This is a genomic window from Bacillus sp. BS3(2021) (assembly GCF_021043345.1).
Taxonomy (GTDB): domain Bacteria; phylum Bacillota; class Bacilli; order Bacillales; family Bacillaceae; genus Bacillus; species Bacillus paralicheniformis.
In genome coordinates this window covers 120,906-143,302 of the sequence record NZ_JAJNDM010000008.1, presented here as the reverse complement: position 1 = coordinate 143,302, position 22,397 = coordinate 120,906, and the positions used below count along the sequence as shown (strand labels likewise).

Genomic DNA, 22,397 nt, shown 5'->3' with positions numbered 1-22,397 from the left:
TATGTATAAAATCGTTCTTAGTAAATTCAAAAAATATCTGCCTTTCTCATTTAAACACTCAAAAGAGTGCATTTCAAGTCACGATCCGACATGTTAACGCTTTCACAAAGAAATTATTATTTTCTGAATATAAAAACAGATCAGAGAATATATCTTCTCTGATCTGCTTATCTTTTTTCAGCTTGAAACCAGTTGTCGAGTTTGGCTGTCATTTTCAGCATCGCATCCTGATTGGCGAATGACGGAACTTGTGCAAGCAGAACTTGTTTAGGCGCTTTCGCCTGTTCGCCATGCTTTTGTAAAACCAAAATGCTCTTCGCGTGTGCCTCATCTTTGAAAATCGACAGCGGAAGCTGAAGCACTGCATTAATATACGCATTGTCCTTTAAAAAGGTACGCAGCTTTTCGCTTTGGCTGCTTTCGAACAATTGGTTCGGAATCATAAAAAATAAATAGCCGCCCGGTTTCGTATAGGTCAAGCTTTGTTCAATAAACAAATGGTGTGAAAAAGAATGGCCTTCATCTGCCTTTAATTCGAAAGCGCGCGCGCTTTCGTCATCAGGATAATATCCGACGGGAAGATCGCAAATGACCGCATCGGCAGGCTCCATAAAAATCGGCTGCAGGCTGTCCTGGTTAAAAAGCTCGATTTCCTTTTCCTGCAGGTTTGCCTGGACATAGGCGAGCTTGATCAGAACGTCATCAATCTCTGAGCCGAACGCTTTTCCGGCTTCACCGGCAAGCTGGTTCAAGACGGCAAGCAGCAGGTTTCCAGTGCCGACCGCCGGATCAAACAGCGTCAATTCTTTTTTGGGTCCGATGAATTTGTTCACCAGATATCCGATAAATAAACCGATTGTATCGGGCGTCATCTGCCGGTTCGGATGGGGAATATCTTTCTGGCCTTTCAGGATGGCAAGCTGGAAGGCTTTTCGGATCGCCTCATGGCTGCATTCTGAAAAACGCGCACGGCCGAGCAGATCCTTCACCTTTTGTTCGGCTTTTTCGGAAAGCCCGCGGTCCGCGGACCCTGTAAAGAATGCCTCTCCTGCTTCCGCCAATCCTTCTATGTAAGGGATCTGCAGGTCACGTGCGATGATTTCCGCTCCTTTGTCAAGCCATTCATAAATCGTTTCGACTGGATAGTTTTGCATGATGATGTCTCTCCTTATCAAAAAATCAAAGCCATGAAAAGAGCTCCGGCAAGATGATCACCTGGAGCCCTTTTATGAGTTGAATTTACTTAACGAGTGATTTGGCAGCTTCGATGGCTTTGTCATAGTCCGGGTGGTTTGTCGCTTCGCTGACGTATTCAGTGTAGACGACTTTTCCGTTTTCATCTAACACAAATACAGCGCGGGCAAGCAATCTCAATTCTTTAATGTAAAGCCCGAATGCTTCCCCAAAAGACATTTCCCTATGATCTGACAATGTTTCCACATTTTCAATTCCGTTTGCTCCGCACCAGCGAGCCTGTGCAAACGGCAGATCCGCGCTGATCGTATACACTTTCACTGAACCGAGGCCTGCGGCTTCTTCGTTAAAGCGGCGGGTCTGCGCGTCACAAACACCTGTATCGATAGACGGAATCACCGAAATAACGGCTGGTTTGCCTTTAATGTCTTGAAGCGTGACTTCCTCAAGCGAATTGGACAAAACAGTGAAATCAGGCGCCTGGTCTCCGACTTTCACTTCTGAACCTACCAGTGTCACCGGGTTTCCTTTAAATGTAATTGAAGCCATCATCATTCCTCCTTCATTTATGTATGACTCTACTATAAAAGAGTTTAGGACAAACTGCAAAGCTTAAGTCCGGCCGAGACAAAAAAAGTTAACTGCTGCAGGAACAGTTAACTTCTGTGGCCGGAAAGCCGAAGCTTTTAAAATGGAGGCGTCTGGTTTTGGCGGTTCATATTTTGCTTTTGCTTATCGTTTTTCTTAAACATATGCTGAATCCGTTCGATCGTTTGCGGGGCTGCGTCTAAAATCTTATCGATGACGTGCGTGTTTTCATCCAAATGCAGGATTTTAACGCCTGATGATCCGACAATCAAAAAAGCAATCGGCGTAATCGATACGCCTCCCCCGCTTCCCCCGCCAAACGGGAGCTTCGATTCTTTTCGTTCACGATCTCCATCGCTCGCTTTGGATTCGGCCGGTTTATTTCCGCCGAACTCGCTTCCGCCAGCCGCAAAACCGAACCCCACTCTGGAGACGGTTAGGATGACGCTGCCGTCAGGTGTTTCTACAGGATCTCCGATAATGGTATTGACATCGATCATTTCCTTTAAATTTTCCATTGCGGTTTTCATCAAACCTTGAATTGGATGTTCAGCCATATTCCATTCCTCCTATACTGATGAATCATTCTTTGTTGAACCTGACAGATTTTTTGGCAGCTTAAATAAGCCGCGCATTTTCCCATTCCAGTTCATCACGATTCTAAAAGCTGCGGTTATAGCATGGCCAACGCGAAAATGGAATATACATGTCAGATGCGTTTTAGAGGAGCGGCTGTTAAAGACTGGAATCACTTCGTATTCCGGCTGGCTGTCAATGCAAAAAATCTGATGCAAGAGAGCCATCGTGCCGGCTTTCAGAGACCAGGCGCCTCCCGTGACGATTCCGGTTAAAGCGGCATCAGGAAAGCCGAGGACTGAGGTCCATTCGAGCTTCGTGATGTGAATCCGCTTCATAAATCGGCGGATAAGCGGCTGCAGATTGATGACCTGTTCCGCCAATTTTTTGATTTGCTTCGTATTATCGAACACTTCCCGATAGCCGACTTTTCTCCTCTTTTTATCGTTTTTTAGAGCCGTATTCGTCTGTTCTTTTACATCAACGGTCATATCCTGCTGATTGATTTTAATCACCGGAATTTCCTTTTTGAAGCGCAGAAGCCCAAAACCTGTTCGAACTTTAAAGGTCAGCCGGTCGTCATCGTCTGTATGAAGATATTCAATCGCGATGCGGATTTTCATCATCATTAACGCTGCCAAAAGAAGGAATACTCCCGCAATCCATATGTAAATCATGATTTCACTTCCTCTTATACTAATCATTATAGGAAGAAATTTGAAAAAATAAACATAGACGGAGCTTATTCCAGGCAGCAAAAAAACCCGGCTGTCTTTCAGCAGCCGGGTTTGATACGCTCAGTCTTTTTTTCGATACAGCTTTTCATGAATAACCGCCGTGTCCGCAAAGAAATCGTGAATCCCCTGTTTCTTTGGCGAAAATGCAGCAACGAGATACGTAATATACAAACTGTTGATATAGCGGCCGATAAGCTCCCTAAACAAGATCACATCCCATGTCAGCCCTTTTTCCGGGGCAAGCGACACGACCTTCAGCCCGAATACCATCTTGCCCAACGTCTGTCCGAAATACTTCGTCATCAGGACGAAATAAGCGAAAAATACTGCCGCCGTTACAAAAGAATAAAGCGAAAAGGTGAAAAACCCTGATTCTTTAGGGAGATTCAGCAGGCTGAAAACAGGTGAAACCGCTAATTTGTTGATGCTGCCGACAACAATCCCGTCAAGCAGAAAGGCAAACAGCCTGATCCAAAAACCGGCATATGCATGCTCTACATGCGGGGCCGATTCTTCCCTGGAAACACCGGCGTCCGGTGATAATTCATTATGATCCTTTCCATCATAAGTCACATCCATTTTTTCGGTCCCCTCCTATTTAGCGTATAAATACATGAGTCTCGGTGCGCCGGATTGAGAAATTGCTTCTTTAATGTTTAAGAAATCGGCTTCGCTTTTAAACATCTTATTTGCAGTCATCGAAAAGAGCGACGCAAGGCCGGCCGATTCTTCATAGCTGACAACAGACGCTCCGGCAAGGTTTTTGTGGTCTTTTTTCATCGCTTTGACCGCATCCTCATAGTAGCCGAGCTCATCAATGAGATGGTTCTGTTTCGCCTGGCGGCCGTCATAAACGCGTCCGTCGGCAATTTTTTTCACGTCATTTTCGGACATGCTGCGTCCGTCGGCTATAACATCGACAAATCCTTCGTACGCGTCATCGACCATTGACTGCATGATTTCTCTTTCTTTTTTCGTCATATCGCGCGTCGGTGACATGATGTCTTTAAACTCACCGCTTTTGATCGTTTCCGTTTTCAATCCAAGCTTTTCTGCAAGCTTGCTGTAGTTAAGGCTTTCCATGATGACCCCTAGTGAACCCGTCAGCGTGTCCGGCGCTGCAAAGATTTTGTCGGCAGGCGTTGAAATGTAATAGCCTCCAGATGCAGCCATCGAGCCCATTGATACGTAAATCGGTTTTTTCGTATCTTTTTTGATCTCTTCAAGCTTCTTATGTATTTCGGCGCTTTCGTATACTCCGCCACCCGGAGAATTGACGCGCAGAATAATGCCCTTTACAGCAGAGTCGTCTTTTGCTTTTTCAAGCATTTGCAAAAACGATCTGTGGTTATAGCCTTCAGAGCTGAACAAGCCAGAAGCGCCGCCATTGTCGGAAATCGTTCCGTTCACTTCAAGCACGGCGATTTTTCTTGAGCTGTTTCCTTCTTCAAGCACCGTTTCTTCCTGGGTGTCATTAAGGCCAAACTGCATCTTTCCGTCATTCCCCATCGTGTCAAATACTGCTAGCAAAAGGCTCACCACCGCAGATAACGCAAAAACGCCCAGCGCGATGACAAGTGCGATCCATCTTTTCGCATTCATTTTGTCTGTTCTCCTCCTTTGAATAAAAAAAGCTGCATGTCTTAGTACGTATATGAAGAGAAAAAGTTCAGTATGATGCCGCTTCATATACAAGAAGTTTTTGGACATGGTAAACTAAGGGTCACAGGTCATTTTAACATACATGTTAGATGGCAGAAAAATCTAAACTTAACAGACAAAGGGGAGAATGATTGTGACAGACCGCCGGAACATTTATTTCTTTTACAAAAAAAGCGAAGAAACCGACGAGCAGTGCAAAAAACTGAAACACCTTGCAGAAGAACACGGATTTCGCGTCGTTCACCACCACAATGAAGCCAATATTATCGCAAGCATCGGCGGCGACGGGACATTTTTGCAGGCGGTTCGAAAGACGAATTTCAGGGATGACTGCCTGTACGTAGGCGTGGCCAAAAAGGGGAAAGCTCATTTGTATGCGGATTTTAATATACATGATACCGATAAAATGATTGAAGCGACAAACTCTGAACAAATCGAGGTCAGAAAATATCCGCTGATCGATGTAACCGTTGACGGGACAAGCTTTCAATGTCTGAATGAGGTATCCATCCGTTCAAGCATTATTAAAACATTTGTGATGGACGTTTATATTGATGATCTTCACTTTGAAACATTCCGCGGGGACGGAATGATCGTGTCCACTCCGACCGGAAGCACCGCGTATAACAAATCGGTTGAAGGGGCCGTCGTTGATCCGCTGCTTCCATGCATACAGGTGACAGAGCTCGCTTCATTGAACAACAACACATACAGAACGCTCGGATCTCCGTTTATTTTAAGTGCGGATCGAAAGCTGACATTAAAAATCGTCCAAGACGGGAACGACTATCCGATCATCGGCCTTGATAACGAAGCCTTCAGTACGATGCATGTAAAAGAAGTCGAAGTCAGCCTCTCAGGCAAGATGATCAAAACCATTAAATTAAAAGACAATTCGTTTTGGGAAAAAGTAAGGCGCACATTTCTATAATTTTGAAAACCTTTTCATTAATAAAGAGCGGGATGTTCTTCCTGCTCTTTTTTGCGGTTGTTTATCACGAAATTTTCATTTCCGCATTCATGCCGGGTAGCAAGCACTTTGGCGGACGAATTTAATATCGACACATCGGATTGCCTCAAAAGTGCTCCTCCTTCCGGTTTTTATATATCGTATTACAAGTTGTATTACGCATCCTTTTTTCTATAAATCAACAGATTAAAAAGAAAAAGGCTGGTGATCGTCTGACCAACAGCCTTTAGCCGATTATTTGCTCCACTTTTTAAAATCCTGATTCAGTCTGATCAAATGAGTTTCCAATGTGCTCAGTTCTTCTTTTGTCCAGTCTTGAAGAACCTCCGTGTATACATGATAGCGAGCCTTTTGCACTTTTTTCAGAGTATCAATGCCCTCTGAAGTCATTTCTACAAGGCTGATCCGGCCGTTGTTGGGATCGGGAAAACGCCTGATGAGCTTTTTCCGTTCCAATGCTGCAACCTGTCTGCTCGCTGTCGAAAGATTCAGCATTAAGGTTTCAGCCAGCGAGTTGATGGCAAGAGGACTTTGCTTATCAAGCTCGCTTAACAGCAGATATTCCGAGCGGTCCAGACTTCCGAACCGCGGACTGTAGGCCGTCGTCAGACGGACTAAAAGCGCGATTTCCTTCTCGATGTTTCGGAGTGAGTCATGCCCCAAAGGATATTCCCCCCCTCTTGTGTGGTTATTCAGCTTTTGTTTTAAGAACGATTTCCCGTTGTCTTAGTTCAAAGCGCTTAATTTTCGCCGATGGCGTTTTCGGCAGTTCTTCGATGAATTCTATCTCCCGGGGGTATTTATAAGGGGCCGTCATGGCTTTTACATGGTTTTGCAATTCCTTTGTCAGTTGTTCATTTCCGCGGGATCGATCCTTTAAGACAACATATGCTTTCACGATCGATCCCCTGATTTCGTCAGGGCTTGCCACAACAGCACATTCTTTGACCTCAGGATGCTTGATCAGTGCATCTTCAACTTCAAACGGGCCGATTGTATATCCTGAACTGATGATCACATCGTCATTGCGGCTTTCAAACCAGAAATAGCCGTCTTCATCCTTTCGCGCCTTATCCCCTGTTATAAAGTAATCTCCTCTTCTTTGGCGGAGCGTTCGTTCTTGATCTTTGTAATATTCTTTAAAGAGTGCCGGCGTGCTTAAGTGGACGGCGATATCGCCCGTTACGCCCGGCGGACAGCTCTTTCCATTCCCGTCTATAATATCAACCAGGTTTCCAGGCGTCGGTTTTCCCATGCTTCCAGGCTTGATTTTCATTCCTTTTAAAATCCCCACCAACAGCGTGCTTTCCGTTTGTCCGTATCCGTCCCGCACATCAATATGAAAATGCTTTTTAAATGTATCAATGACTTCCCTGTTCAACGGCTCCCCGGCCGAAACAGCGCTGTGCAGAGAAGACAGGTCAAAGCGGGACAAATCATTGACTTTCGCCATGAATCGATACTCTGTCGGCGTACAGCACAGCACATTGATTTGATGGCGCTCAATCAGCTGCAAATACGTTTCCGGCGTAAATTTCCCGTGATAGATAAAGCCGGCTGCACCGCTGCCGAGCACTGCTAAAAACGGGCTCCATACCCATTTTTGCCAGCCCGGCCCCGCTGTTGCCCAGACGAGATCCCCTTCTGAAATATCAAGCCATGCGGAAGCTGTCGTTCTTAAGTGAGCATAAGCCCAGCCGTGTGTATGTACAACTCCTTTTGGCTGACCGGTCGTGCCTGATGTGTAAGATAAAAATGCGATGTCATCGCGAGAGGTATCAGCCGCTTGAAAATCCGCGGCAACGGCCTGATTCATTTCTTCAAGCAGGTTGATCCACCCTTCTCTGCTTTCACCGACGGCAAATAACGACAGCTCATCTTTTGCTTGAACATCTAGAAAAGCATCAAGAAATGCTGAATATACGACGGCTCCTTTGACGCCGGCATGCTTGATCCTGTAATCCAAGTCTTTCGCCCGGAGCATTTCGGAACATGGGATGACCACCATTCCGGCTTTTAAAATGGCCATGTAGACGGCATACGTCTCCGGGATCCGCGGCATCATCACGATAAGCTTGTCACCTTTTTTCAGTCCAGAACGGGTCAATATGCTGCCGATTTTGTAAGCCCTTTCAATTAATTTTTCATAAGTCCAAGACACTTGACGTCCTGATTCATCTTCCCAGATCAAAGCGGTTTTATCACGGGAAGATTTAAATTTTTCAATTTCATCAACCGCGTTATACTTCTCCGGCGCAATCAAATCTTCTCTTCTCAACCCATCCATCTCCTTGTCTTGTGCCATCTTTTTATTATACATAATCCTTTCATACAATTGTATTCCGAAATGCCTATTTTGCAGAACATAAAAAAGAGTGGGGATTAAACCCCACCCATTATCCATTGCTTTTTAATTTTAATTATTGTTGTGTTCCACCCATTTGCTGTTGAGCGAAAGAAACTAAACGCTTAGTGATTTCTCCTCCAACTGAACCGTTTGCACGAGAAGTAGTTTCTGCTCCAAGGTTAACGCCAAATTCAGAAGCAATTTCGAATTTCATTTGGTCGATAGCTTGAGCAGCACCAGGAACCAATAGTTGGTTAGAACTGCTTTGTCTGTTGTTTTGAGCCATGTGTTCTCACCTCCTTGTGAGTATAGATTGTGTAAAAACACATGACTTCATACAAAGAATGTTTGGTAATTGTATGCAAAAACAGACAAAGGCGTTTGATCGAATATTCCTTTAGAAAAAGTCCGCAAATTGATCTTTCGTTTCCGCTTTGCTGCTCAAAACAATCGTTTCTGTGTTCTCCACAGCTTCGTTGATGAGCGGTTCGAAATCTGTGTAGCTTTCAAAGTGTTCGATTTTTTCTTTTTTCGGACGCGTTTTCGGCGCAGAAGGCGTGAAGATCGTGCAGCAGTCTTCGTACGGACGTATGCTGATATCGTACGTATCGATTTCCTTCGCTTTTTCGATGATTTCCGTCTTATCCATGCCGATTAAAGGGCGCAAAACCGGCGTGCTCGTGACCGCGTTGATGGCATACATGCTTTCGAGCGTCTGGCTTGCCACCTGGCCGAGGCTTTCTCCTGTAAAAACGGCAAGCGCGTTATGTCGTTCGCGCAGTTTGTCGGCGATCTGCAGCATCAGCCTTCTGGTCGCCGTCATGGAATAGTTTTCGGGAATCTGCTTTTGAATGAGCTCTTGGGTTTTCGTAAACGGAACGATATGAAGCTTGATGTCTCCGCCGAAAGCCGTAAGGCGTTTAGTGAGATCAATCACTTTTTGCTTGGCCCGTTCGCTTGTATATGGCGGGCTGAAAAAGTGAACAGCTTCGATCTCAAGCCCGCGCTTCATGGCATAGAACCCGGCAACAGGGCTGTCAATTCCGCCGGATATCATAAGCATCGCTTTTCCTCCGCTTCCGACCGGCAGTCCGCCCGCACCTTTTTCATCCCGGAATGTCAAATACGTAGCATCTTCCCGAATTTCGATCCGCAAATGGATGTCCGGGGAATGAACGTCAACGGTAAGATCATCGGTGTTGCGCAAAATGTGTCCGCCGATTTCGGCATTCATCTCATTTGTATTTAATTCAAACTGCTTGTAAGCCCTTTTCGTCGATACTTTAAAGGTATCTCCGGGCTTGTATTGTTCTTGAACAGACGCGAGCGCCGTCTCTTTAATGCTTTCCAGATCTGTCCGGCACTTCACGGCAAGACTGAACGATTGGATGCCGAAAACGTTTTTCAGACGGGCCATTACGGCTTCCGCGTCTTCTCCGTTTAATACGAGAGTCATCCTGTCACGTGTTGACTCATAACGGACGTTGCGGAAATCGCGCAAGACCATTTTGATATTTCTTTTCAGGCGATCGACAAAAAGCTTTCTGTTCTTTCCTTTTGTTGAAATTTCGCCAAATCTGATTAAAATATAGTCTTCATTCATTGTGTCTCTACCTCATAATTCCTTTTAGTTTGTGTAAACTTTCTTTTAAGGCCGTCATAAACGGGCCGACAATCTCCTGATTGTCCCGGTATGTCATACTGATTCTGATGCTGCTTGCCGCTGCATCTTCACCTTTTCCCATTGCTAAAAGCACCTTGCTCGGCTTATGCTGTTTTGAAGAGCATGCTGATGTCGTCGATACGAAAATACCCCGCTCTTCTAGCATATGCAAAAGGACCTCGGCCTTCAATCCCGGCACGGAAAAATTAATGATATGCGGCGCGCTGTTTTCTTCCGGCGTATTTAATATAACACCTTTTAGCTCTTTTAGCTCCTTGATAAAAGCCAATTTTGCCGCCTTTATTTCTTCTATATAATGGTTATAATCCTGTTTTGACATATTGATCGCTTTTGCAAGCGTAACAGCGCCGGCGGTATTTTCAGTTCCGGCACGCCTGTTGTTCTGCTGTTCTCCTCCGGAAATCAAAGGAAAAAGCGAAATCCGTTCGTTCAGAATGAGCGCTCCTGTTCCTTTTAAGCCGTGAAATTTATGGCCCGATATCGTACAAAGGTCAATGTCCGCGGAGATGTCCAGCGGAACCTTGTTAATGCCTTGAACGTGATCAACATGAAAGTATGCCCTTGTGTTTTCTTTTACGATTTTGCCGATGTCTTCCACAGGCTGGATGACACCTGTTTCATTGTTGACGTGCATGATGCTCACCAGAATCGTGTCTTTGCGGAGCGCTTGTTTCAGATCTTCAAGCGAAACAAATCCGCGGCTGTCGACAGGAAGATATGTAACCTCAAAGCCGAAGGCTGTCTTCAGCTGCTCCAAAGATTCCGTCACAGACGGATGTTCAATGGAGGAAGCAATAATATGTTTTCCTTTTTGCATATGTGCCAAAGCAATGCCTTTCAGCGCCATGTTGTTGGCTTCTGAAGCCCCGGACGTAAACACGATATCATGACTTTTTAGCGAAAGCGCCGTTTTGATCTGTTTCCTTGCTTCTGAAAGCAATTGATCCGCTTCAATGCCGTGGCGGTGCAGCGACGACGGGTTGCCGAAGAAGCGCTGATTTAATTGTTCATAAATTTGTAATAATTCAGGATATGGTTTTGTTGTTGAACTATTATCAAGATAAATCATGATCTACTCCTTTAAAAATGAACGTTCTTTTTCATGACTGTATATGTTATCATATCAACTTGTAATTGAAAATTAAAAATAAATGTTTGACTTCTCTGATTTTTAAAATATAATAGTCTTTGGACTTTTGTCATATTATATCACGAAAATAAATTGACAGAAAATTTAAACAACAAACCAGGAGGTTCTTTTTAATGAAAACTTCACTATCCGCTAAGGAAACGACGGCGATTGGACTTATGCTGTTCGCCCTCTTTTTCGGAGCGGGAAATATGATTTTTCCTCCCCAGCTCGGTCAAGCTGCCGGAGAGAATGTTTGGCCGGCTATCATCGGATTCTTGCTGACAGGCGTCGGTCTTCCGCTGCTCGGCGTCATCGCGGTTGCTCTAAAAGGGAGTGCAAAAGGCCTAGCTGACAAAGCCCATCCGGTCTTCGGCACGATATTAATCGTCAGCATTTATTTGACGATCGGACCTTTGTTTGCTATTCCGAGGACAGGAAATGTTTCATACGTGATAGCGGTGGAGCCGTTTTTAGGGAAACATTCATCAAGTCTTTATCTGTTTATCTTTACCCTGATATTTTTCGGAATCACTTATTTCCTGGCTTTAAACCCAAGCAAGCTTGTTGACCGCATCGGTAAAATTTTAACACCGATATTATTGACTGTAATCGCAATATTAGTCATCAAAGCGTTTATCACCCCGATGGGCAGCATCGGCTCTGTGACAGAGGCCTATCAATCCGCACCTCTGTTTGTCGGATTTTTAGAAGGATATAAAACGATGGATGCGATCGCTTCAATCGTATTTGGAATTGTCGTTATTACCGCGATTAAAGACCGCGGCGTTACAAATCCAAAGTCAATCGCCGCTTCATGCATCAAAGCGGGGATCGTCGCTGCAGTCGGTCTCGGACTCGTTTATGTTTCTCTCGCTTATTTAGGGGCGACAAGTGTTGAAACCGTCGGTTCGCTCAACAACGGCGGCGAAATATTGTCCAAAGCTTCCGCGTATTTATTCGGCTCGCTTGGAAATGCCGTGCTCGGTATCGCGATCTTGTTCGCCTGCCTGACGACGAGCGTCGGACTCGTTTCCTCTTGCGGAGAGTATTTTTCAAAGCTGATTCCGAAGCTCTCTTACAAAGCTGTTGTCATCATCGTGACGCTTTTCAGCCTTGTGATTGCCAATTTCGGACTGACAGAAATCATCTCGTTTTCAGTTCCGATTCTGTCGGCGATTTATCCGCTTGCGATCGTCGTCGTTTTGCTCTCTTTCATTGACAAGCTGTTTGCTGAACGACGCGAAGTCTATATCGGTGCCCTTATCCCGACTGGAATTTTAAGCATCATCGACGGATTAAACGCGGCGAAAATTCCGCTGGGTCCGGTAAACGATATCTTAAAAGCGAACATCCCGCTGTTCAGCATGGGTGTCGGCTGGGTCATTCCGGCTGTTATCGGCGCGGTGATCGGTTACATTGTGACATTTTTCATCGCTTCGCCGAAAGACAAATTAAAGAAAGTCAGCTGATCTTTTAAAAACCGGCTCTGTTTTTAAACAGGGCCGGTTTTTTTATTTTTCATTGCAGCTATAGACAAAAAAACCCGACACGCCTTTTCACGTGCCGGGTTTTTGCTCTATTCAGGCTGCTTCGCGTCCGCTGCAAGCCGGGCAACTGCTCCCGGCGACGCTTTTTCGACCGCTCTGGCGGCAATGTCGTAAGCCTCTTCATACTGATATGCATAAAAACTTTTCTCTGCTTCTTTCAGCTGTTCGGAAAGAATCCGGTCCTGGCTTCTGAAGCGGTTGCCATATTGGATGATGCGTTCGATCAGCAAAACCATTTCAACCAGTTCATCCGTCTTTGTTTTCACTTCTGTGACAAGCTGTTCCGCCTCTTGAAGGCGTTCGTTCACCGCATCCATGTTCAGCGGCAGCTCATTCAGCTGTTCTGTCACTTTCTGCACAGTCGTCTGCGACTGCCGGATCTTTTCGGTTATGGCTTCCGGAATCCCTGGAACATTGCTTTTCTCCAGGCTCCGCGCCGTATCCTTGATCGTCTGCTTTAATTGCTTGAGAAGCTCTCTTGCCTGAAGCTCTTCTTTTCTCAGCATTTGCAGCATGTCCCTGTATTCGTCATGCTCCCGTTGAGCGGCTTCCATCTGCTTTTCGATATCCGCAAGCTCTTCCTTTAACAGCGAGTAGGCGACATGTTTCTGATCAAGCCTTTCTTTCACTTGTTCGAACTGCTTTTCGATCATTTCAAGGCGCTTTTCGTATGACTGCTGTTTCTCCAGTTCTCCGGTTGTCAGTCTGTAGCCTTTCTTGACGAGTTCGGTTTCAGCTTCGGTATCCTTTTTGGAGGCTTCAAGCTTTTCCAATGCAGCGGCAAGCTCAGGCACTTTCCCCAAAATTTCCTGCCCTGCTTCGACTTCATGCTCCAGCTGGTTATACAGCGTCTGGATCGTTTCATCAATCATCTGCACGATTGCGGCGGCTTCTTCTAAATCAAGTTCGTCCAAAAGCGCACCTTCAGCACGCTTCAATTCTTTCAAAAGGTTTTCGAGCTCCTTCTCCACTTGAATATGATCGAGCTTGTACCCTTTATCGATCATTTCCTGATAGCCGGCTTTCAATTTGGCGAGTTCCTGCGGAACGGTCTGCTTGCAGCTTGCAAGCAGTTTCGGCACATCGTCTATGTATGATTGAAGCTCTTCAAGCAAACGGTCTTGGGCGAGCAGCACCTTTCTGGCTTCTATATAATTTCCGCCTTCTGTTTCCTCTTCAAACTGTTTAATGCCTTCCCACACGGTATCGAGGTCGGTTTCAATTTTCTCATAGAGGTCTCCGTACAGGTGACTGTATGCCAAAAGGTTTTTCCGCACTTTTGTATACCGTTCTTTTACCTCTTCGATTTCTTTGCGGTTCTGCTCTTCGCTCGAGACAAGATCGGCGATTTCCTTTAAGATGTCTTCAATGTTGGATTCAGCCGCTGATAAAAGATTCTCAATATGCGCGAGCACCTGTTTCGATTTTTGAAAACGGTATTTGTCGGCGCAATCCTCGGCTTCAAACAGAAGCTCTTCGACTTTGGGCATATGCGAGGTGACGATTTCATCCCATTCCCGGCGCCACCTTTCAAAGAATTCCTCAGTCTGCCCCGTCATTTTCAGATGCTTGATTTTTGACATCTCTTCCACGATCGATCGGTTCATGATTTCGATTTTCCAAGCTTCTAAACGGTCGATCTCTTTATATATATTTTTTCTGAATAAGTAGCCCGTAGCGAATAAGATTAAAAATAACGCCAGTAAGCCAATGACAAACTCCATAATGAGCCCCCTTGCTGTTTATCTGTTCTGTCAGGGTATGTATTTGAAATTGTTATGTAAAAATGAAGTTAAACTATCGTTTTCATTGTTCTTATGATACCATGTAACCAACATTTTTTGAGCAGAATTTTTAATTTTTTTACATCAAAGTGACAACATCTGACTATTTTTTTACGGGGTGACATCATGCTGAAACGAGACGGTCATGTTCATTCTCCCTTTTGTCCGCACGGATCAAAAGACGAATTCAGATATTATATAGAAGAATTATGCAAAAAAGGCTTCCGATCCGTATCCTTCACCGAGCATGCGCCGCTTCCGCCTTCATTCATGGATCCGACCCCGGAGAAAGACAGCGCCATGCCGATCTCCGAGCTGGACCGCTATATTGAACGGCTGACCGAACTGAAGGAAGAGTACAAAGGACAGCTCGACGTTTTAATCGGTCTTGAAGTCGATTATATCCGCACCTTTGAACACGAAACGAAAGCTTTTCTCGATCAATACGGCACGCATCTTGACGACAGCATTCTTTCCGTTCATTTTTTGCCGGCCGGATCATCGCACATCTGCCTTGACTACGATGAAAAAGCGTTTCAACAGCTGATCGGCTGCTACGGCAGCACAGAACAGGTCTATCTCGCCTATTATGACGAAATTTATTCTTCCATTGTATCACCGCTGGGAGCATTTAAGCCAAAACGAATCGGCCACATCACGCTGGCGAAAAAATTTGTGAAGCTGTTTCCGTATTCGATGTCAGAAAGCGTCAGAAAATCGGTCTCTTCCTGTTTGGATGAAGCCGCAAAGCGCGGATACGAACTTGACTTTAATACGTCCGGCCTCCGCAAGCCTTATGCAGGCGACGTCTATATGGAAGAATGGATGATAAAAGAAGCGGAACAAAAAAACATCCCGCTTGTCTTTGGGTCTGATGCCCACCAAGCAGAGGATGCCGGATTTGGTTACGAACATTTTGAGAGCCGCTTGGCTAAATAACGGCGGCTTGCCGACCTTCTCTGTACAACAGACTGAGAAGCCATGTTTTGACTTCCTTGTAATACGCCTGATAAAAGTACGGCTCGTGCGGCTGTACATACAGCACTTCTGAAATATATTGAGGCTGCAGATAAGGCATCATTAAAAGCGACTTCAGCTGAATCATAAAATGGGAAAGGGGAAAACGGGAAAATTCATTGTCCTCATTTCCCTTTTCAATGATCAGGTGGAGAATGTACTTTTCTTTTGTTAAATATGTCGACATCACTTCGCGATTCAGTGTGGAATCAATCGTGACTTCGCGATAAACAAACCGAGTTAATTGACGGTGCTCATGCTGATACGATAGAATATCAAAAACCAATTGAAGAAGGCAATCCGTTGCACCTGCATCCGGAAGGCGTTCATAACCCTTTTCAAGGACTCTTAAATAGCCTTCATAAAAACGGGATATCAAATGCTCCATTAAACCGCCTTTTCCATTAAAATAATAGGAGATGTGGGCGACATTGACATTGGCTGCTCGGGCAATTTCGCGGACGGATGTTCCTGAAAAACCTTTTTGGTTGAACAGCTCCACGGCAGATTCGATGATCCTGTCCTTCGTGGTTGAAATAGCGTTTGATCCCATCTTGTTTCACCCCTTCTTACTTAAAACAATTCCACTTCAAGCGGAATTGTTCCTGTAAAAAGTGCTCGACAAATAGCATCACGGCAAGCGTGTTTTTGCCATTTCAAAGAAAAAGCGAGGGAAATTATCATGTTTCATGTCGAAAAAACAGAAGGCAGCAAAGAAAAAAAATACGAGCTTCTCCTCAAACAGATCGATGCGCTGACAGAAGGCGAACCTGATATGATCGCCAATACAGCAAACGCCTCCGCTCTTTTATATCAATCATTGGAAGACATCAACTGGGCGGGTTTTTATTTTGCCAAAGACGGCGAGCTTGTGCTCGGGCCGTTCCAGGGACTTCCTGCATGCGTAAGAATCCCGTTCGGGAAAGGCGTCTGCGGCACCGCTTATACAAACGGCCGGGTCGAGCGCGTTGAAGATGTGAACGCGTTCCCCGGACACATTGCGTGTGATGCGGCGTCCCAATCCGAAATCGTAGTTCCGCTTGAAGTGGACGGGAACATCATCGGAGTGCTCGATATCGACAGCCCGATTAAAAACCGCTTCGATGAAACAGATGAGTATTATTTGAAAAAGTTCACAGAGATGCTTGGAGAGCGTTTAAGCGAAAAGAGCCGGTAAATCCGGCTCTTTTTTAATGTGTCATAAACCTGTTTTTCCCGTTTCGCTTTGCATTGTACAGCGCGACATCCGCCTCTTTAAAAAGGCAGGTTAAAGATTTCGGACGATCCTGAGACCAATTGGATACCCCGCACGAAATCGTCACCTTTGGATCAGTGCATTCCCTGACAAGCGTAATCAGCCTCTCAGCAAGCATTTCACCGGTGTTCAGCCCTGCTTTCGGCAAGTATACCGCAAGCTCTTCTCCTCCCCACCTTGCTGCGACGTCCTGGTCGCGGATGTTTCGCTGGATCACCCTGGCGACTTGAATGAGAATATCATCGCCTTTCTGATGGCCGTACGTATCGTTAATCTGTTTAAAATCATCGATATCAATCAATACGAGTACGCCGCTCTCATCCGCTTTCATACTGTACCCGATTTTTTCATCGAAATAGCTTCTCGAGTAAAGCTCTGTCAAACGGTCTGTTTGAACAAGATACTTCAGCCGGTCACGCAGCATCAAATTCGACACGGCGAGCGTGGAATGCCTGATCAGCGTCTGAAACAGCTTAAACATTTCAAATGAAAAAGAGCAGACGTTTTTTTTCAATACGATGACAAATCCTTTGTTTTCATTATTCTCCAGCATCGGAACGCCCATTAATGAAGCATAACCGTCATTTCCAAAAAACGAAGAACCGTTTCCGACAAATACCCCGTTTTCCTCTGAAATCTTTTCTTTAACATAGCGGATATATGGAAGGGCCGCATCCGTCTGAAAAAAACTGGTGCTTCCCGGCAGCAGGGTTTCCTCGTCCAAATGATTTTTATAAAAAAAGCCCACCTCTTCGGCGCCAAATGAACTGATCAGCCTTTCGGACAAACTCTTCATCATATCAGGGAGGCGTTTCGTCCGGTTCAGCTGATGCGATGTTTCATTAATCAGCTCCAAATTTGAAATCATATTCTGCGACTGTTCGTAAAGCCGGGAATTTTCAAATGCTTTCCCTGCCGCATTCGAAATAATGCATATATCCGCTGCCGTATCGGCAGCCCCTGGTCCAAAAGCCTTCAAAACGCCATACGTTCCCTGCCGGCCTTTAATCGGAATGTAAACTTCCGATTCATTTTTGCTCTTCGCCTGTCCTGATAAGTATGCCTCCAAGGCGAAAGAATCGGTCGATTCGCTTTGCACATCTAACTCTATCGCAGGAAGGCTGATGTATTGGTCCTCATCGTATGACAAGAAAAGACAATATGCCAAAAAAGGAAAAACATCCCTTAAACTTTCAACCATTGTCTTGAGCACCTGCTCCTGATCCATCAGCTCATGCAGCAGCGCCGTCTTTTCATAAATCTTTGTTTTATTGAGCTCCTCATGAAATAATGCATCAAGTTTCAGACAATGCATTAAAAACAGGCGGATGGATTCAGCAAGACGTTCTGGTACTTTATGATTCTTTTGACACAAAAGTTCTATATATTTGCTGTTTTCTTCTATTGTTATAATGATATAATAATCATTAACTCGGCTGATCTGGCCGCTTTGGCCGTTCGCTCCCTGCGGACTTGAAGAAGGACGCAATGTAAGAGATATAAACGAAAAAAATGACTCTGCTGCCGCTTTTAGCCAGGCAACAGAGTCATCGTACGAGACGGCCGGCTTTTTTAAAAGAAATTGGAACAGCTTCTGATGAAAAGACAGATATAGGTCTTCAGTTTGTTTGTTCATGGTCATCACCTTAAAAAAATCCGTTTTATGTATTTTATTTTCCTGATTATATCATAAAAAACAGGACTTTATACTTATTAACGATTCAGGCTCTTTGGGACAGTCCATGAATGGTTGACTTTGCACAGCGGACATTATATAATCTTCTTTGTGTGAAATAATGCAGCCTTTTTGTTCTGCTTCTGTGTTTCATTTTGTTCCTTATCTATTAAGGTGTATCGTGTAACTCTTTGCTGCTGGAGCGAGGATACATGAAAACAAAATGGACATGGCTGAATTGAACAGATGGGTTTTATTTTCACAAAAATAAAACCAAAGGAGGAGTCACATTATGGCTCGCTATACAGGTCCAAGCTGGAAATTATCCCGCCGTTTAGGCATCTCTTTGAGCGGTACGGGTAAAGAATTAGAAAAACGTCCTTACGCACCAGGTCCTCACGGTCCGGGACAGCGTAAAAAACTATCAGAATATGGTTTGCAATTGCAAGAAAAGCAAAAGCTTCGCCATATGTACGGTGTGAACGAACGCCAATTCCGCAACCTTTTTGACAAAGCTGCGAAAATGGCTGGTAAACACGGTGAAAACTTCATGATTCTTCTTGAAGCACGTCTTGACAACATCGTTTACCGTCTTGGCCTAGCGCGCACTCGCCGCCAAGCACGCCAATTGGTAAACCACGGTCACATTCTTGTTGACGGAAGCCGCGTTGACATTCCGTCTTACCAAGTTAAACCTGGCCAAACGATTTCACTTCGTGAAAAATCTCAAAACCTTTCTGCAGTTAAAGAAGCGGTTGAAGTGAACAACTTCGTTCCTGAATACCTGACTTTTGACGCTGAAAAGCTTGAAGGTTCACTAACTCGCCTTCCAGAGCGTTCTGAGCTTCCTGCTGAGATCAACGAAGCATTGATCGTTGAATTCTACTCTCGTTAATAGAAAATGCTCTTTAAAGAGCATTGGCAAAAACCCTGGAATTGTTGATATATCAGCGATTCCAGGGTTTTTTGTTGTATTCTTCTTCCACCGTTGATTCGGGGAGATTGCGGGCTGTTGATAAGCCGGGAATAAAACGGACCCAGCTCATAAGCGTCAAGTTTTTAATAGATGATTTTTCTTGCAAGATACCTCCTCACAAGCAAGATATGACAAACGTCTCCTTTTCTCTTATACATATATTCGGTAAAATCAAATCGTTGGTTAAAGAATGAAAACGGAGGAGTGACCAACAAATGCTTATGTTTTTTGGTAAGTTTCTCTTGTTCTACTTGTTCTGTTTAGCTGCATTCGCCATTTTCAAAGTCATGTACTACAATATCAGCAAAAAATGGGTTGCAAAGACTGAAGATGGCACTAAACTGAATTGGGCTTTGAATGTCTTTGTTAAACACGGTAAGAAAATGGACAGCAACGACTGCTTTGTGATGGGGGTGTTAGCGGGATGGTGTGCGATTTATTTATAAAAAACTCCCGGAAGGCTTCGATGAGGGCTAAGATCCGTCCCGCGATACGAGGGGCATGAACTTCAGTGACTGCTTTTGTTTTAGCCTCGCCCATTTGACTGTCTCCGGTATCTCAAAACCATCTTGAATCGTCACTGAAATTGATATGCCAAACAATCTTCGGAAATACGGGCATCTCTCATTAAAAATCAAGTTAACAGTCGTTCCCCTTCGGTCTTCTTCAGACTATAAAAAACCCCAATCGCCAGATGATTGTCTAACAATTGGGGTGCAATTTACGATACATTTACTTTTGGATCTGGTCCATATTGATTTTCTTTTGTTTCGCCAGCCTGACAGTAAAAAATCAGCAGAATGACAGCACCGATAATCGGCAACAAGCCAATTAAAATCCACCAGCCGCTTCTTCCGGTATCATGCAGCCTGCGGACATTGACAGCCAAAGAGGGCACCAAAACAGCCAACTGATAAATTAAGATCAGGACGTACCCGAGGAATCCACCGCCATACCCGATGATATATCCTACTTGATATCCATCATATCCTTCCGCTGTCATGATTCCTGAAATAAATAAACTTACGATCATTACTGTTAAGATAAATAAAATAAAACATATGATACCGTTAAACAAATGAAACAACCAATATTCCTTTCGTCTTGCTCTCCCTTCAAAATTCGCATAATTCCTCAAGCCTTTCCAAAACCACTTCATACAAGTTCCTCCATTGTCAAATCTATAAATTTGCGAAAAACATATGAATTATACCATAAAATATCATTATCGACCATTTACTTGAAGGATGCTCCCAAGTCATCTTAGAGGAACATTTTTTTAATTGGAATTTGAGCTTGTGCCTTTTCAAAATTTCAGTTCTCATTTCACCATTGCTTCTGTATAATATGAATCATCCATTTCGCCTCTGTAGCTCTAGAAGGGAAGAGCGCCGTAAAACATTGTAGGAACGGGTCGCAAGGCAAGGGTTTCAGAAGCACCGAAAAGCAAATAGCTGAGACAGGTGGAATTCCTGTCGGTGAAAGTCCGTAGGGAAGCGTGTTCTCCCCTAGCCTATGCTTACGAGAGGAGTGCGGGTTCGAATCCCGCCGGAGGCATTGATCTTTGTTCTCTAAGAAGAAGTCAAAAAAACAGACAGAAATTTCACTGTCTGTTTTTTACGGCTTTGACCTGTCATATATTAAAATGTGTAAGATTCGCCGTCATCCGGCACAAAAACACGTGAAGACATTCCTTTTTCCTGAATGAAACTCTTCAATTCTTCCCGTGATAAAGTCCAATGGTTGACAGCTTCCATATGACTGGAAATGATTGTGGCGTCAGGAGCGGCTTGATAGACTTCAGCAATATCCTCTTTCCCCATGACGAGAGACCCTCCTTCAAAGAATTGATTGTCTCCTCCGTTAACGACTATGATGTCCGGCTGATGCGCAGCGATTTCTTCCCGGACACCTTCATACCAAACCGTATCCCCTGCTACATACAGCGTTTTCTCCTTTGAGTGCTTGAAGACAACGCCGCACACTTCTCCGGCAAGCTTTTTTATCTCTCCTCGTCCATGCTCGCCTTTTGTCTTGATTAATTGAATCCCCTCAAACACCGTATCTTTTGTTAAAACCACTGTATTTTGAAAACCTGCTTTTCTCACTTCCTCAGCATCTGCTTCATTTTGGACAAACAGTTTGATTTCTTTCGGCAACAGATCTTTGGCAGCATCGTCAAAGTGATCTAAATGCAGATGAGTGACGATGACTGCGTCGGTATTCTTGACGAGCTCGTCGGTTGGCACAGGCAAGGTGACTAAAGGGTTGTTTTGATCTTGTCTTGCTGAGTTCGGAAAAGGAGGATAAGTGCCTTTCTCAGCCAGCATCGGATCTATTAAAAATGTTTTGCCAGCATATTTAACGGTTAATGTTGCATTTCGAATTTGTTGAATATCCATGGTTATCATGCCTTTCCTTTTATTTACGATTAGTTTATACTATGACCGATCATCATTTAAATAGATATAGTCAAGTCTTTTTAGCATTTGACTTGATTTTTGAAAAACGTTCTTTTGAGAGGATTTGATGAAATGCTGGATCATACAGACAGGCAAATCATAGAGGAATTATCAAAAAACAGCCGGATGACCATGAAGGAATTAGGAGAGAAAGTTCATTTGACAGGGCAGGCGGCTTCCTCAAGGGTTGCAAAATTAGAGGATCAAGGAGTGATTGAAGGTTATACCATAAAAGTGAATCAAGACAAACTCGGGTGTTTTATTCACGCTTTTATCAATATCTATACAAAAAGCACTTATCATAAGCCTTATCTTTCATTTATCAAAGCACAGCAGAAATACATCATTCAAAACTATAAAATCAGCGGGGACGGCTGTTATCTTCTCGAATGCAAGTTTCCGTCAAATCAACTGTTGGATCAATTTTTAACAGACTTAAACCATCATGCAAATTATAAACTGTCGATCGTTATTAATAAAACGGGCGTGTGAAGAATCCGCCGTCCGCTTTTTTCATAAAAAAGAGGGCCCTAAAGACCCTCTACTTCAGCCGCTTTGCTGCGTTTTCCGTCTGATTCAATTGATTGTATCCGTCAGCTGACTGCTGCGCCTCTTGTTTTTGTTCCGTTTCCAGCTGCTTGTTGTAATCTTCCATAAACTTTTCTTTGGCTGCAATGAACAGGTTCATGCTACATTCCTCCCTCTTCAACGATGGAAATGCTCTACCTATTACATCTATATTTTTGACATTTCCTGAATGAACATACATGAAACATACGGACACAAAAAAA

General features: G+C 44.3%; 26 protein-coding genes. 7 read left to right on the top strand and 19 right to left on the bottom strand.

What is annotated here, in order from left to right:
- Positions 1 to 167 precede the first annotated feature (167 nt).
- The 6 genes from LQ247_RS17650 to sppA form a co-directional block, all read right to left on the bottom strand.
- Positions 168 to 1,154, bottom strand: coding sequence for a class I SAM-dependent methyltransferase (locus LQ247_RS17650; RefSeq protein ID WP_020452579.1), 987 nt, complete (start codon positions 1,152 to 1,154; stop codon positions 168 to 170).
- Positions 1,155 to 1,239: 85 nt separating this feature from the next.
- On the bottom strand, positions 1,240 to 1,743 hold the full coding sequence (tpx, locus tag LQ247_RS17645; protein WP_023855499.1) for a thiol peroxidase: 504 nt from the start codon (positions 1,741 to 1,743) through the stop codon (positions 1,240 to 1,242).
- A 137-nt stretch (positions 1,744 to 1,880) separates the two neighbouring features.
- Positions 1,881 to 2,339 (bottom strand): GerW family sporulation protein, encoded by a 459-nt coding sequence (ytfJ, locus tag LQ247_RS17640; protein ID WP_020452581.1) that lies wholly within the window; start codon positions 2,337 to 2,339, stop codon positions 1,881 to 1,883.
- Between the two features lie 12 nt (positions 2,340 to 2,351).
- On the bottom strand, positions 2,352 to 3,035 hold the full coding sequence (locus tag LQ247_RS17635) for a DUF2953 domain-containing protein (RefSeq protein WP_105980069.1): 684 nt from the start codon (positions 3,033 to 3,035) through the stop codon (positions 2,352 to 2,354).
- A gap of 120 nt (positions 3,036 to 3,155) precedes the next feature.
- Entirely contained in the window at positions 3,156 to 3,674 is a 519-nt protein-coding gene (locus LQ247_RS17630) for an RDD family protein (protein WP_039072911.1), read from the bottom strand.
- A gap of 15 nt (positions 3,675 to 3,689) precedes the next feature.
- A complete protein-coding gene (gene sppA, locus LQ247_RS17625) occupies positions 3,690 to 4,697 on the bottom strand; it encodes a signal peptide peptidase SppA (protein WP_020452584.1) in 1,008 nt (335 codons plus the stop codon).
- 193 nt (positions 4,698 to 4,890) lie between these two features.
- Here sppA and LQ247_RS17620 point away from each other — a divergent pair, with 193 nt between their 5' ends.
- Complete coding sequence (locus LQ247_RS17620; protein WP_020452585.1) at positions 4,891 to 5,688, top strand: NAD kinase; 798 nt, start codon at positions 4,891 to 4,893, stop codon at positions 5,686 to 5,688.
- A 17-nt stretch (positions 5,689 to 5,705) separates the two neighbouring features.
- Here the strand turns inward: LQ247_RS17620 and LQ247_RS22095 are convergent, their stop codons facing one another.
- The 6 genes from LQ247_RS22095 to LQ247_RS17595 all read right to left on the bottom strand — a co-directional run bounded on the left by LQ247_RS22095 (position 5,706) and on the right by LQ247_RS17595 (position 10,827).
- Positions 5,706 to 5,837, bottom strand: a complete 132-nt coding sequence (locus tag LQ247_RS22095) for a hypothetical protein (protein ID WP_023855500.1) — start codon at positions 5,835 to 5,837, stop codon at positions 5,706 to 5,708.
- A gap of 124 nt (positions 5,838 to 5,961) precedes the next feature.
- On the bottom strand, positions 5,962 to 6,390 hold the full coding sequence (locus tag LQ247_RS17615; RefSeq protein WP_020452586.1) for a MarR family winged helix-turn-helix transcriptional regulator: 429 nt from the start codon (positions 6,388 to 6,390) through the stop codon (positions 5,962 to 5,964).
- Between the two features lie 25 nt (positions 6,391 to 6,415).
- Complete coding sequence (gene mbcS / locus LQ247_RS17610) at positions 6,416 to 8,014, bottom strand: acyl-CoA synthetase MbcS (RefSeq protein WP_035339327.1); 1,599 nt, start codon at positions 8,012 to 8,014, stop codon at positions 6,416 to 6,418.
- Positions 8,015 to 8,147: 133 nt separating this feature from the next.
- Positions 8,148 to 8,360, bottom strand: coding sequence for an alpha/beta-type small acid-soluble spore protein (locus tag LQ247_RS17605; protein WP_003184396.1), 213 nt, complete (start codon positions 8,358 to 8,360; stop codon positions 8,148 to 8,150).
- A gap of 111 nt (positions 8,361 to 8,471) precedes the next feature.
- A complete protein-coding gene (gene thiI, locus LQ247_RS17600) occupies positions 8,472 to 9,677 on the bottom strand; it encodes a tRNA uracil 4-sulfurtransferase ThiI (RefSeq protein WP_023855502.1) in 1,206 nt (401 codons plus the stop codon).
- A gap of 7 nt (positions 9,678 to 9,684) precedes the next feature.
- The gene (locus LQ247_RS17595) at positions 9,685 to 10,827 is read right to left on the bottom strand and encodes a cysteine desulfurase family protein (RefSeq protein WP_231006352.1); all 1,143 of its coding nucleotides are present in this window, start codon (positions 10,825 to 10,827) and stop codon (positions 9,685 to 9,687) included.
- A 194-nt stretch (positions 10,828 to 11,021) separates the two neighbouring features.
- Between LQ247_RS17595 and brnQ the strand changes: the two genes are divergently transcribed.
- Positions 11,022 to 12,359, top strand: a complete 1,338-nt coding sequence (brnQ, locus tag LQ247_RS17590; RefSeq protein ID WP_020452590.1) for a branched-chain amino acid transport system II carrier protein — start codon at positions 11,022 to 11,024, stop codon at positions 12,357 to 12,359.
- 107 nt (positions 12,360 to 12,466) lie between these two features.
- On the opposite strand, the gene ezrA is transcribed toward brnQ, so the two are convergent.
- Entirely contained in the window at positions 12,467 to 14,161 is a 1,695-nt protein-coding gene (gene ezrA / locus LQ247_RS17585) for a septation ring formation regulator EzrA (RefSeq protein WP_216919786.1), read from the bottom strand.
- A gap of 186 nt (positions 14,162 to 14,347) precedes the next feature.
- Here ezrA and hisJ point away from each other — a divergent pair, with 186 nt between their 5' ends.
- The gene (gene hisJ, locus LQ247_RS17580; RefSeq protein WP_020452592.1) at positions 14,348 to 15,160 is read left to right on the top strand and encodes a histidinol-phosphatase HisJ; all 813 of its coding nucleotides are present in this window, start codon (positions 14,348 to 14,350) and stop codon (positions 15,158 to 15,160) included.
- Here hisJ and refZ read toward each other — a convergent pair.
- Positions 15,153 to 15,791 carry a forespore capture DNA-binding protein RefZ gene (gene refZ, locus LQ247_RS17575; protein WP_020452593.1) on the bottom strand — a complete coding sequence of 213 codons (639 nt, stop codon included), beginning with the start codon at positions 15,789 to 15,791 and terminating at the stop codon, positions 15,153 to 15,155. The two genes, hisJ and refZ, sit on opposite strands and share 8 nt — an antisense overlap.
- A gap of 129 nt (positions 15,792 to 15,920) precedes the next feature.
- On the opposite strand from refZ, the gene LQ247_RS17570 reads away from it, so the two are divergent.
- On the top strand, positions 15,921 to 16,415 hold the full coding sequence (locus tag LQ247_RS17570; protein WP_020452594.1) for a GAF domain-containing protein: 495 nt from the start codon (positions 15,921 to 15,923) through the stop codon (positions 16,413 to 16,415).
- A gap of 13 nt (positions 16,416 to 16,428) precedes the next feature.
- Here LQ247_RS17570 and LQ247_RS17565 read toward each other — a convergent pair whose 3' ends face one another.
- Complete coding sequence (locus LQ247_RS17565; RefSeq protein WP_095323539.1) at positions 16,429 to 18,129, bottom strand: sensor domain-containing diguanylate cyclase; 1,701 nt, start codon at positions 18,127 to 18,129, stop codon at positions 16,429 to 16,431.
- 331 nt (positions 18,130 to 18,460) lie between these two features.
- Between LQ247_RS17565 and rpsD the strand changes: the two genes are divergently transcribed.
- The gene (gene rpsD / locus LQ247_RS17560) at positions 18,461 to 19,063 is read left to right on the top strand and encodes a 30S ribosomal protein S4 (protein WP_020452596.1); all 603 of its coding nucleotides are present in this window, start codon (positions 18,461 to 18,463) and stop codon (positions 19,061 to 19,063) included.
- Between the two features lie 52 nt (positions 19,064 to 19,115).
- On the opposite strand, the gene LQ247_RS22090 is transcribed toward rpsD, so the two are convergent.
- On the bottom strand, positions 19,116 to 19,250 hold the full coding sequence (locus tag LQ247_RS22090; protein ID WP_263432302.1) for a hypothetical protein: 135 nt from the start codon (positions 19,248 to 19,250) through the stop codon (positions 19,116 to 19,118).
- A 109-nt stretch (positions 19,251 to 19,359) separates the two neighbouring features.
- On the opposite strand from LQ247_RS22090, the gene LQ247_RS17555 reads away from it, so the two are divergent.
- Positions 19,360 to 19,590, top strand: a complete 231-nt coding sequence (locus LQ247_RS17555; protein ID WP_065643623.1) for a hypothetical protein — start codon at positions 19,360 to 19,362, stop codon at positions 19,588 to 19,590.
- Between the two features lie 275 nt (positions 19,591 to 19,865).
- On the opposite strand, the gene LQ247_RS17550 is transcribed toward LQ247_RS17555, so the two are convergent.
- Together LQ247_RS17550 and LQ247_RS17545 are read right to left on the bottom strand one after the other, a co-directional pair.
- On the bottom strand, positions 19,866 to 20,303 hold the full coding sequence (locus LQ247_RS17550) for a DUF805 domain-containing protein (protein WP_026579070.1): 438 nt from the start codon (positions 20,301 to 20,303) through the stop codon (positions 19,866 to 19,868).
- 481 nt (positions 20,304 to 20,784) lie between these two features.
- A complete protein-coding gene (locus LQ247_RS17545; RefSeq protein WP_186439855.1) occupies positions 20,785 to 21,546 on the bottom strand; it encodes an MBL fold metallo-hydrolase in 762 nt (253 codons plus the stop codon).
- A 132-nt stretch (positions 21,547 to 21,678) separates the two neighbouring features.
- Between LQ247_RS17545 and LQ247_RS17540 the strand changes: the two genes are divergently transcribed.
- Positions 21,679 to 22,098, top strand: a complete 420-nt coding sequence (locus LQ247_RS17540; RefSeq protein ID WP_144499104.1) for an Lrp/AsnC family transcriptional regulator — start codon at positions 21,679 to 21,681, stop codon at positions 22,096 to 22,098.
- Positions 22,099 to 22,147: 49 nt separating this feature from the next.
- Here the strand turns inward: LQ247_RS17540 and LQ247_RS17535 are convergent, their stop codons facing one another.
- Positions 22,148 to 22,294: a hypothetical protein gene (locus LQ247_RS17535; RefSeq protein ID WP_186826137.1), complete on the bottom strand. Its 147-nt coding sequence runs from the start codon at positions 22,292 to 22,294 to the stop codon at positions 22,148 to 22,150.
- Positions 22,295 to 22,397 lie beyond the last annotated feature (103 nt).

Bases quoted from the DNA above. Each gene is read 5' to 3' on its own strand.
- LQ247_RS17650 (WP_020452579.1), bottom strand. From the start codon at position 1,154: ATGCAAAACTATCCAGTCGAAACGATTTATGAATGGCTTGACAAAGGA.
- tpx (WP_023855499.1), bottom strand. From the start codon at position 1,743: ATGGCTTCAATTACATTTAAAGGAAACCCGGTGACACTGGTAGGTTCA.
- ytfJ (WP_020452581.1), bottom strand. From the start codon at position 2,339: ATGGCTGAACATCCAATTCAAGGTTTGATGAAAACCGCAATGGAAAAT.
- LQ247_RS17635 (WP_105980069.1), bottom strand. From the start codon at position 3,035: ATGATTTACATATGGATTGCGGGAGTATTCCTTCTTTTGGCAGCGTTA.
- LQ247_RS17630 (WP_039072911.1), bottom strand. From the start codon at position 3,674: ATGGATGTGACTTATGATGGAAAGGATCATAATGAATTATCACCGGAC.
- sppA (WP_020452584.1), bottom strand. From the start codon at position 4,697: ATGAATGCGAAAAGATGGATCGCACTTGTCATCGCGCTGGGCGTTTTT.
- mbcS (WP_035339327.1), bottom strand. From the start codon at position 8,014: ATGGATGGGTTGAGAAGAGAAGATTTGATTGCGCCGGAGAAGTATAAC.
- LQ247_RS17605 (WP_003184396.1), bottom strand. From the start codon at position 8,360: ATGGCTCAAAACAACAGACAAAGCAGTTCTAACCAACTATTGGTTCCT.
- thiI (WP_023855502.1), bottom strand. From the start codon at position 9,677: ATGAATGAAGACTATATTTTAATCAGATTTGGCGAAATTTCAACAAAA.
- LQ247_RS17595 (WP_231006352.1), bottom strand. From the start codon at position 10,827: ATGATTTATCTTGATAATAGTTCAACAACAAAACCATATCCTGAATTA.
- brnQ (WP_020452590.1), top strand. From the start codon at position 11,022: ATGAAAACTTCACTATCCGCTAAGGAAACGACGGCGATTGGACTTATG.
- ezrA (WP_216919786.1), bottom strand. From the start codon at position 14,161: ATGGAGTTTGTCATTGGCTTACTGGCGTTATTTTTAATCTTATTCGCT.
- hisJ (WP_020452592.1), top strand. From the start codon at position 14,348: ATGCTGAAACGAGACGGTCATGTTCATTCTCCCTTTTGTCCGCACGGA.
- refZ (WP_020452593.1), bottom strand. From the start codon at position 15,791: ATGGGATCAAACGCTATTTCAACCACGAAGGACAGGATCATCGAATCT.
- LQ247_RS17570 (WP_020452594.1), top strand. From the start codon at position 15,921: ATGTTTCATGTCGAAAAAACAGAAGGCAGCAAAGAAAAAAAATACGAG.
- LQ247_RS17565 (WP_095323539.1), bottom strand. From the start codon at position 18,129: ATGAACAAACAAACTGAAGACCTATATCTGTCTTTTCATCAGAAGCTG.
- rpsD (WP_020452596.1), top strand. From the start codon at position 18,461: ATGGCTCGCTATACAGGTCCAAGCTGGAAATTATCCCGCCGTTTAGGC.
- LQ247_RS17555 (WP_065643623.1), top strand. From the start codon at position 19,360: ATGCTTATGTTTTTTGGTAAGTTTCTCTTGTTCTACTTGTTCTGTTTA.
- LQ247_RS17550 (WP_026579070.1), bottom strand. From the start codon at position 20,303: ATGAAGTGGTTTTGGAAAGGCTTGAGGAATTATGCGAATTTTGAAGGG.
- LQ247_RS17545 (WP_186439855.1), bottom strand. From the start codon at position 21,546: ATGGATATTCAACAAATTCGAAATGCAACATTAACCGTTAAATATGCT.
- LQ247_RS17540 (WP_144499104.1), top strand. From the start codon at position 21,679: ATGCTGGATCATACAGACAGGCAAATCATAGAGGAATTATCAAAAAAC.
- LQ247_RS17535 (WP_186826137.1), bottom strand. From the start codon at position 22,294: ATGAACCTGTTCATTGCAGCCAAAGAAAAGTTTATGGAAGATTACAAC.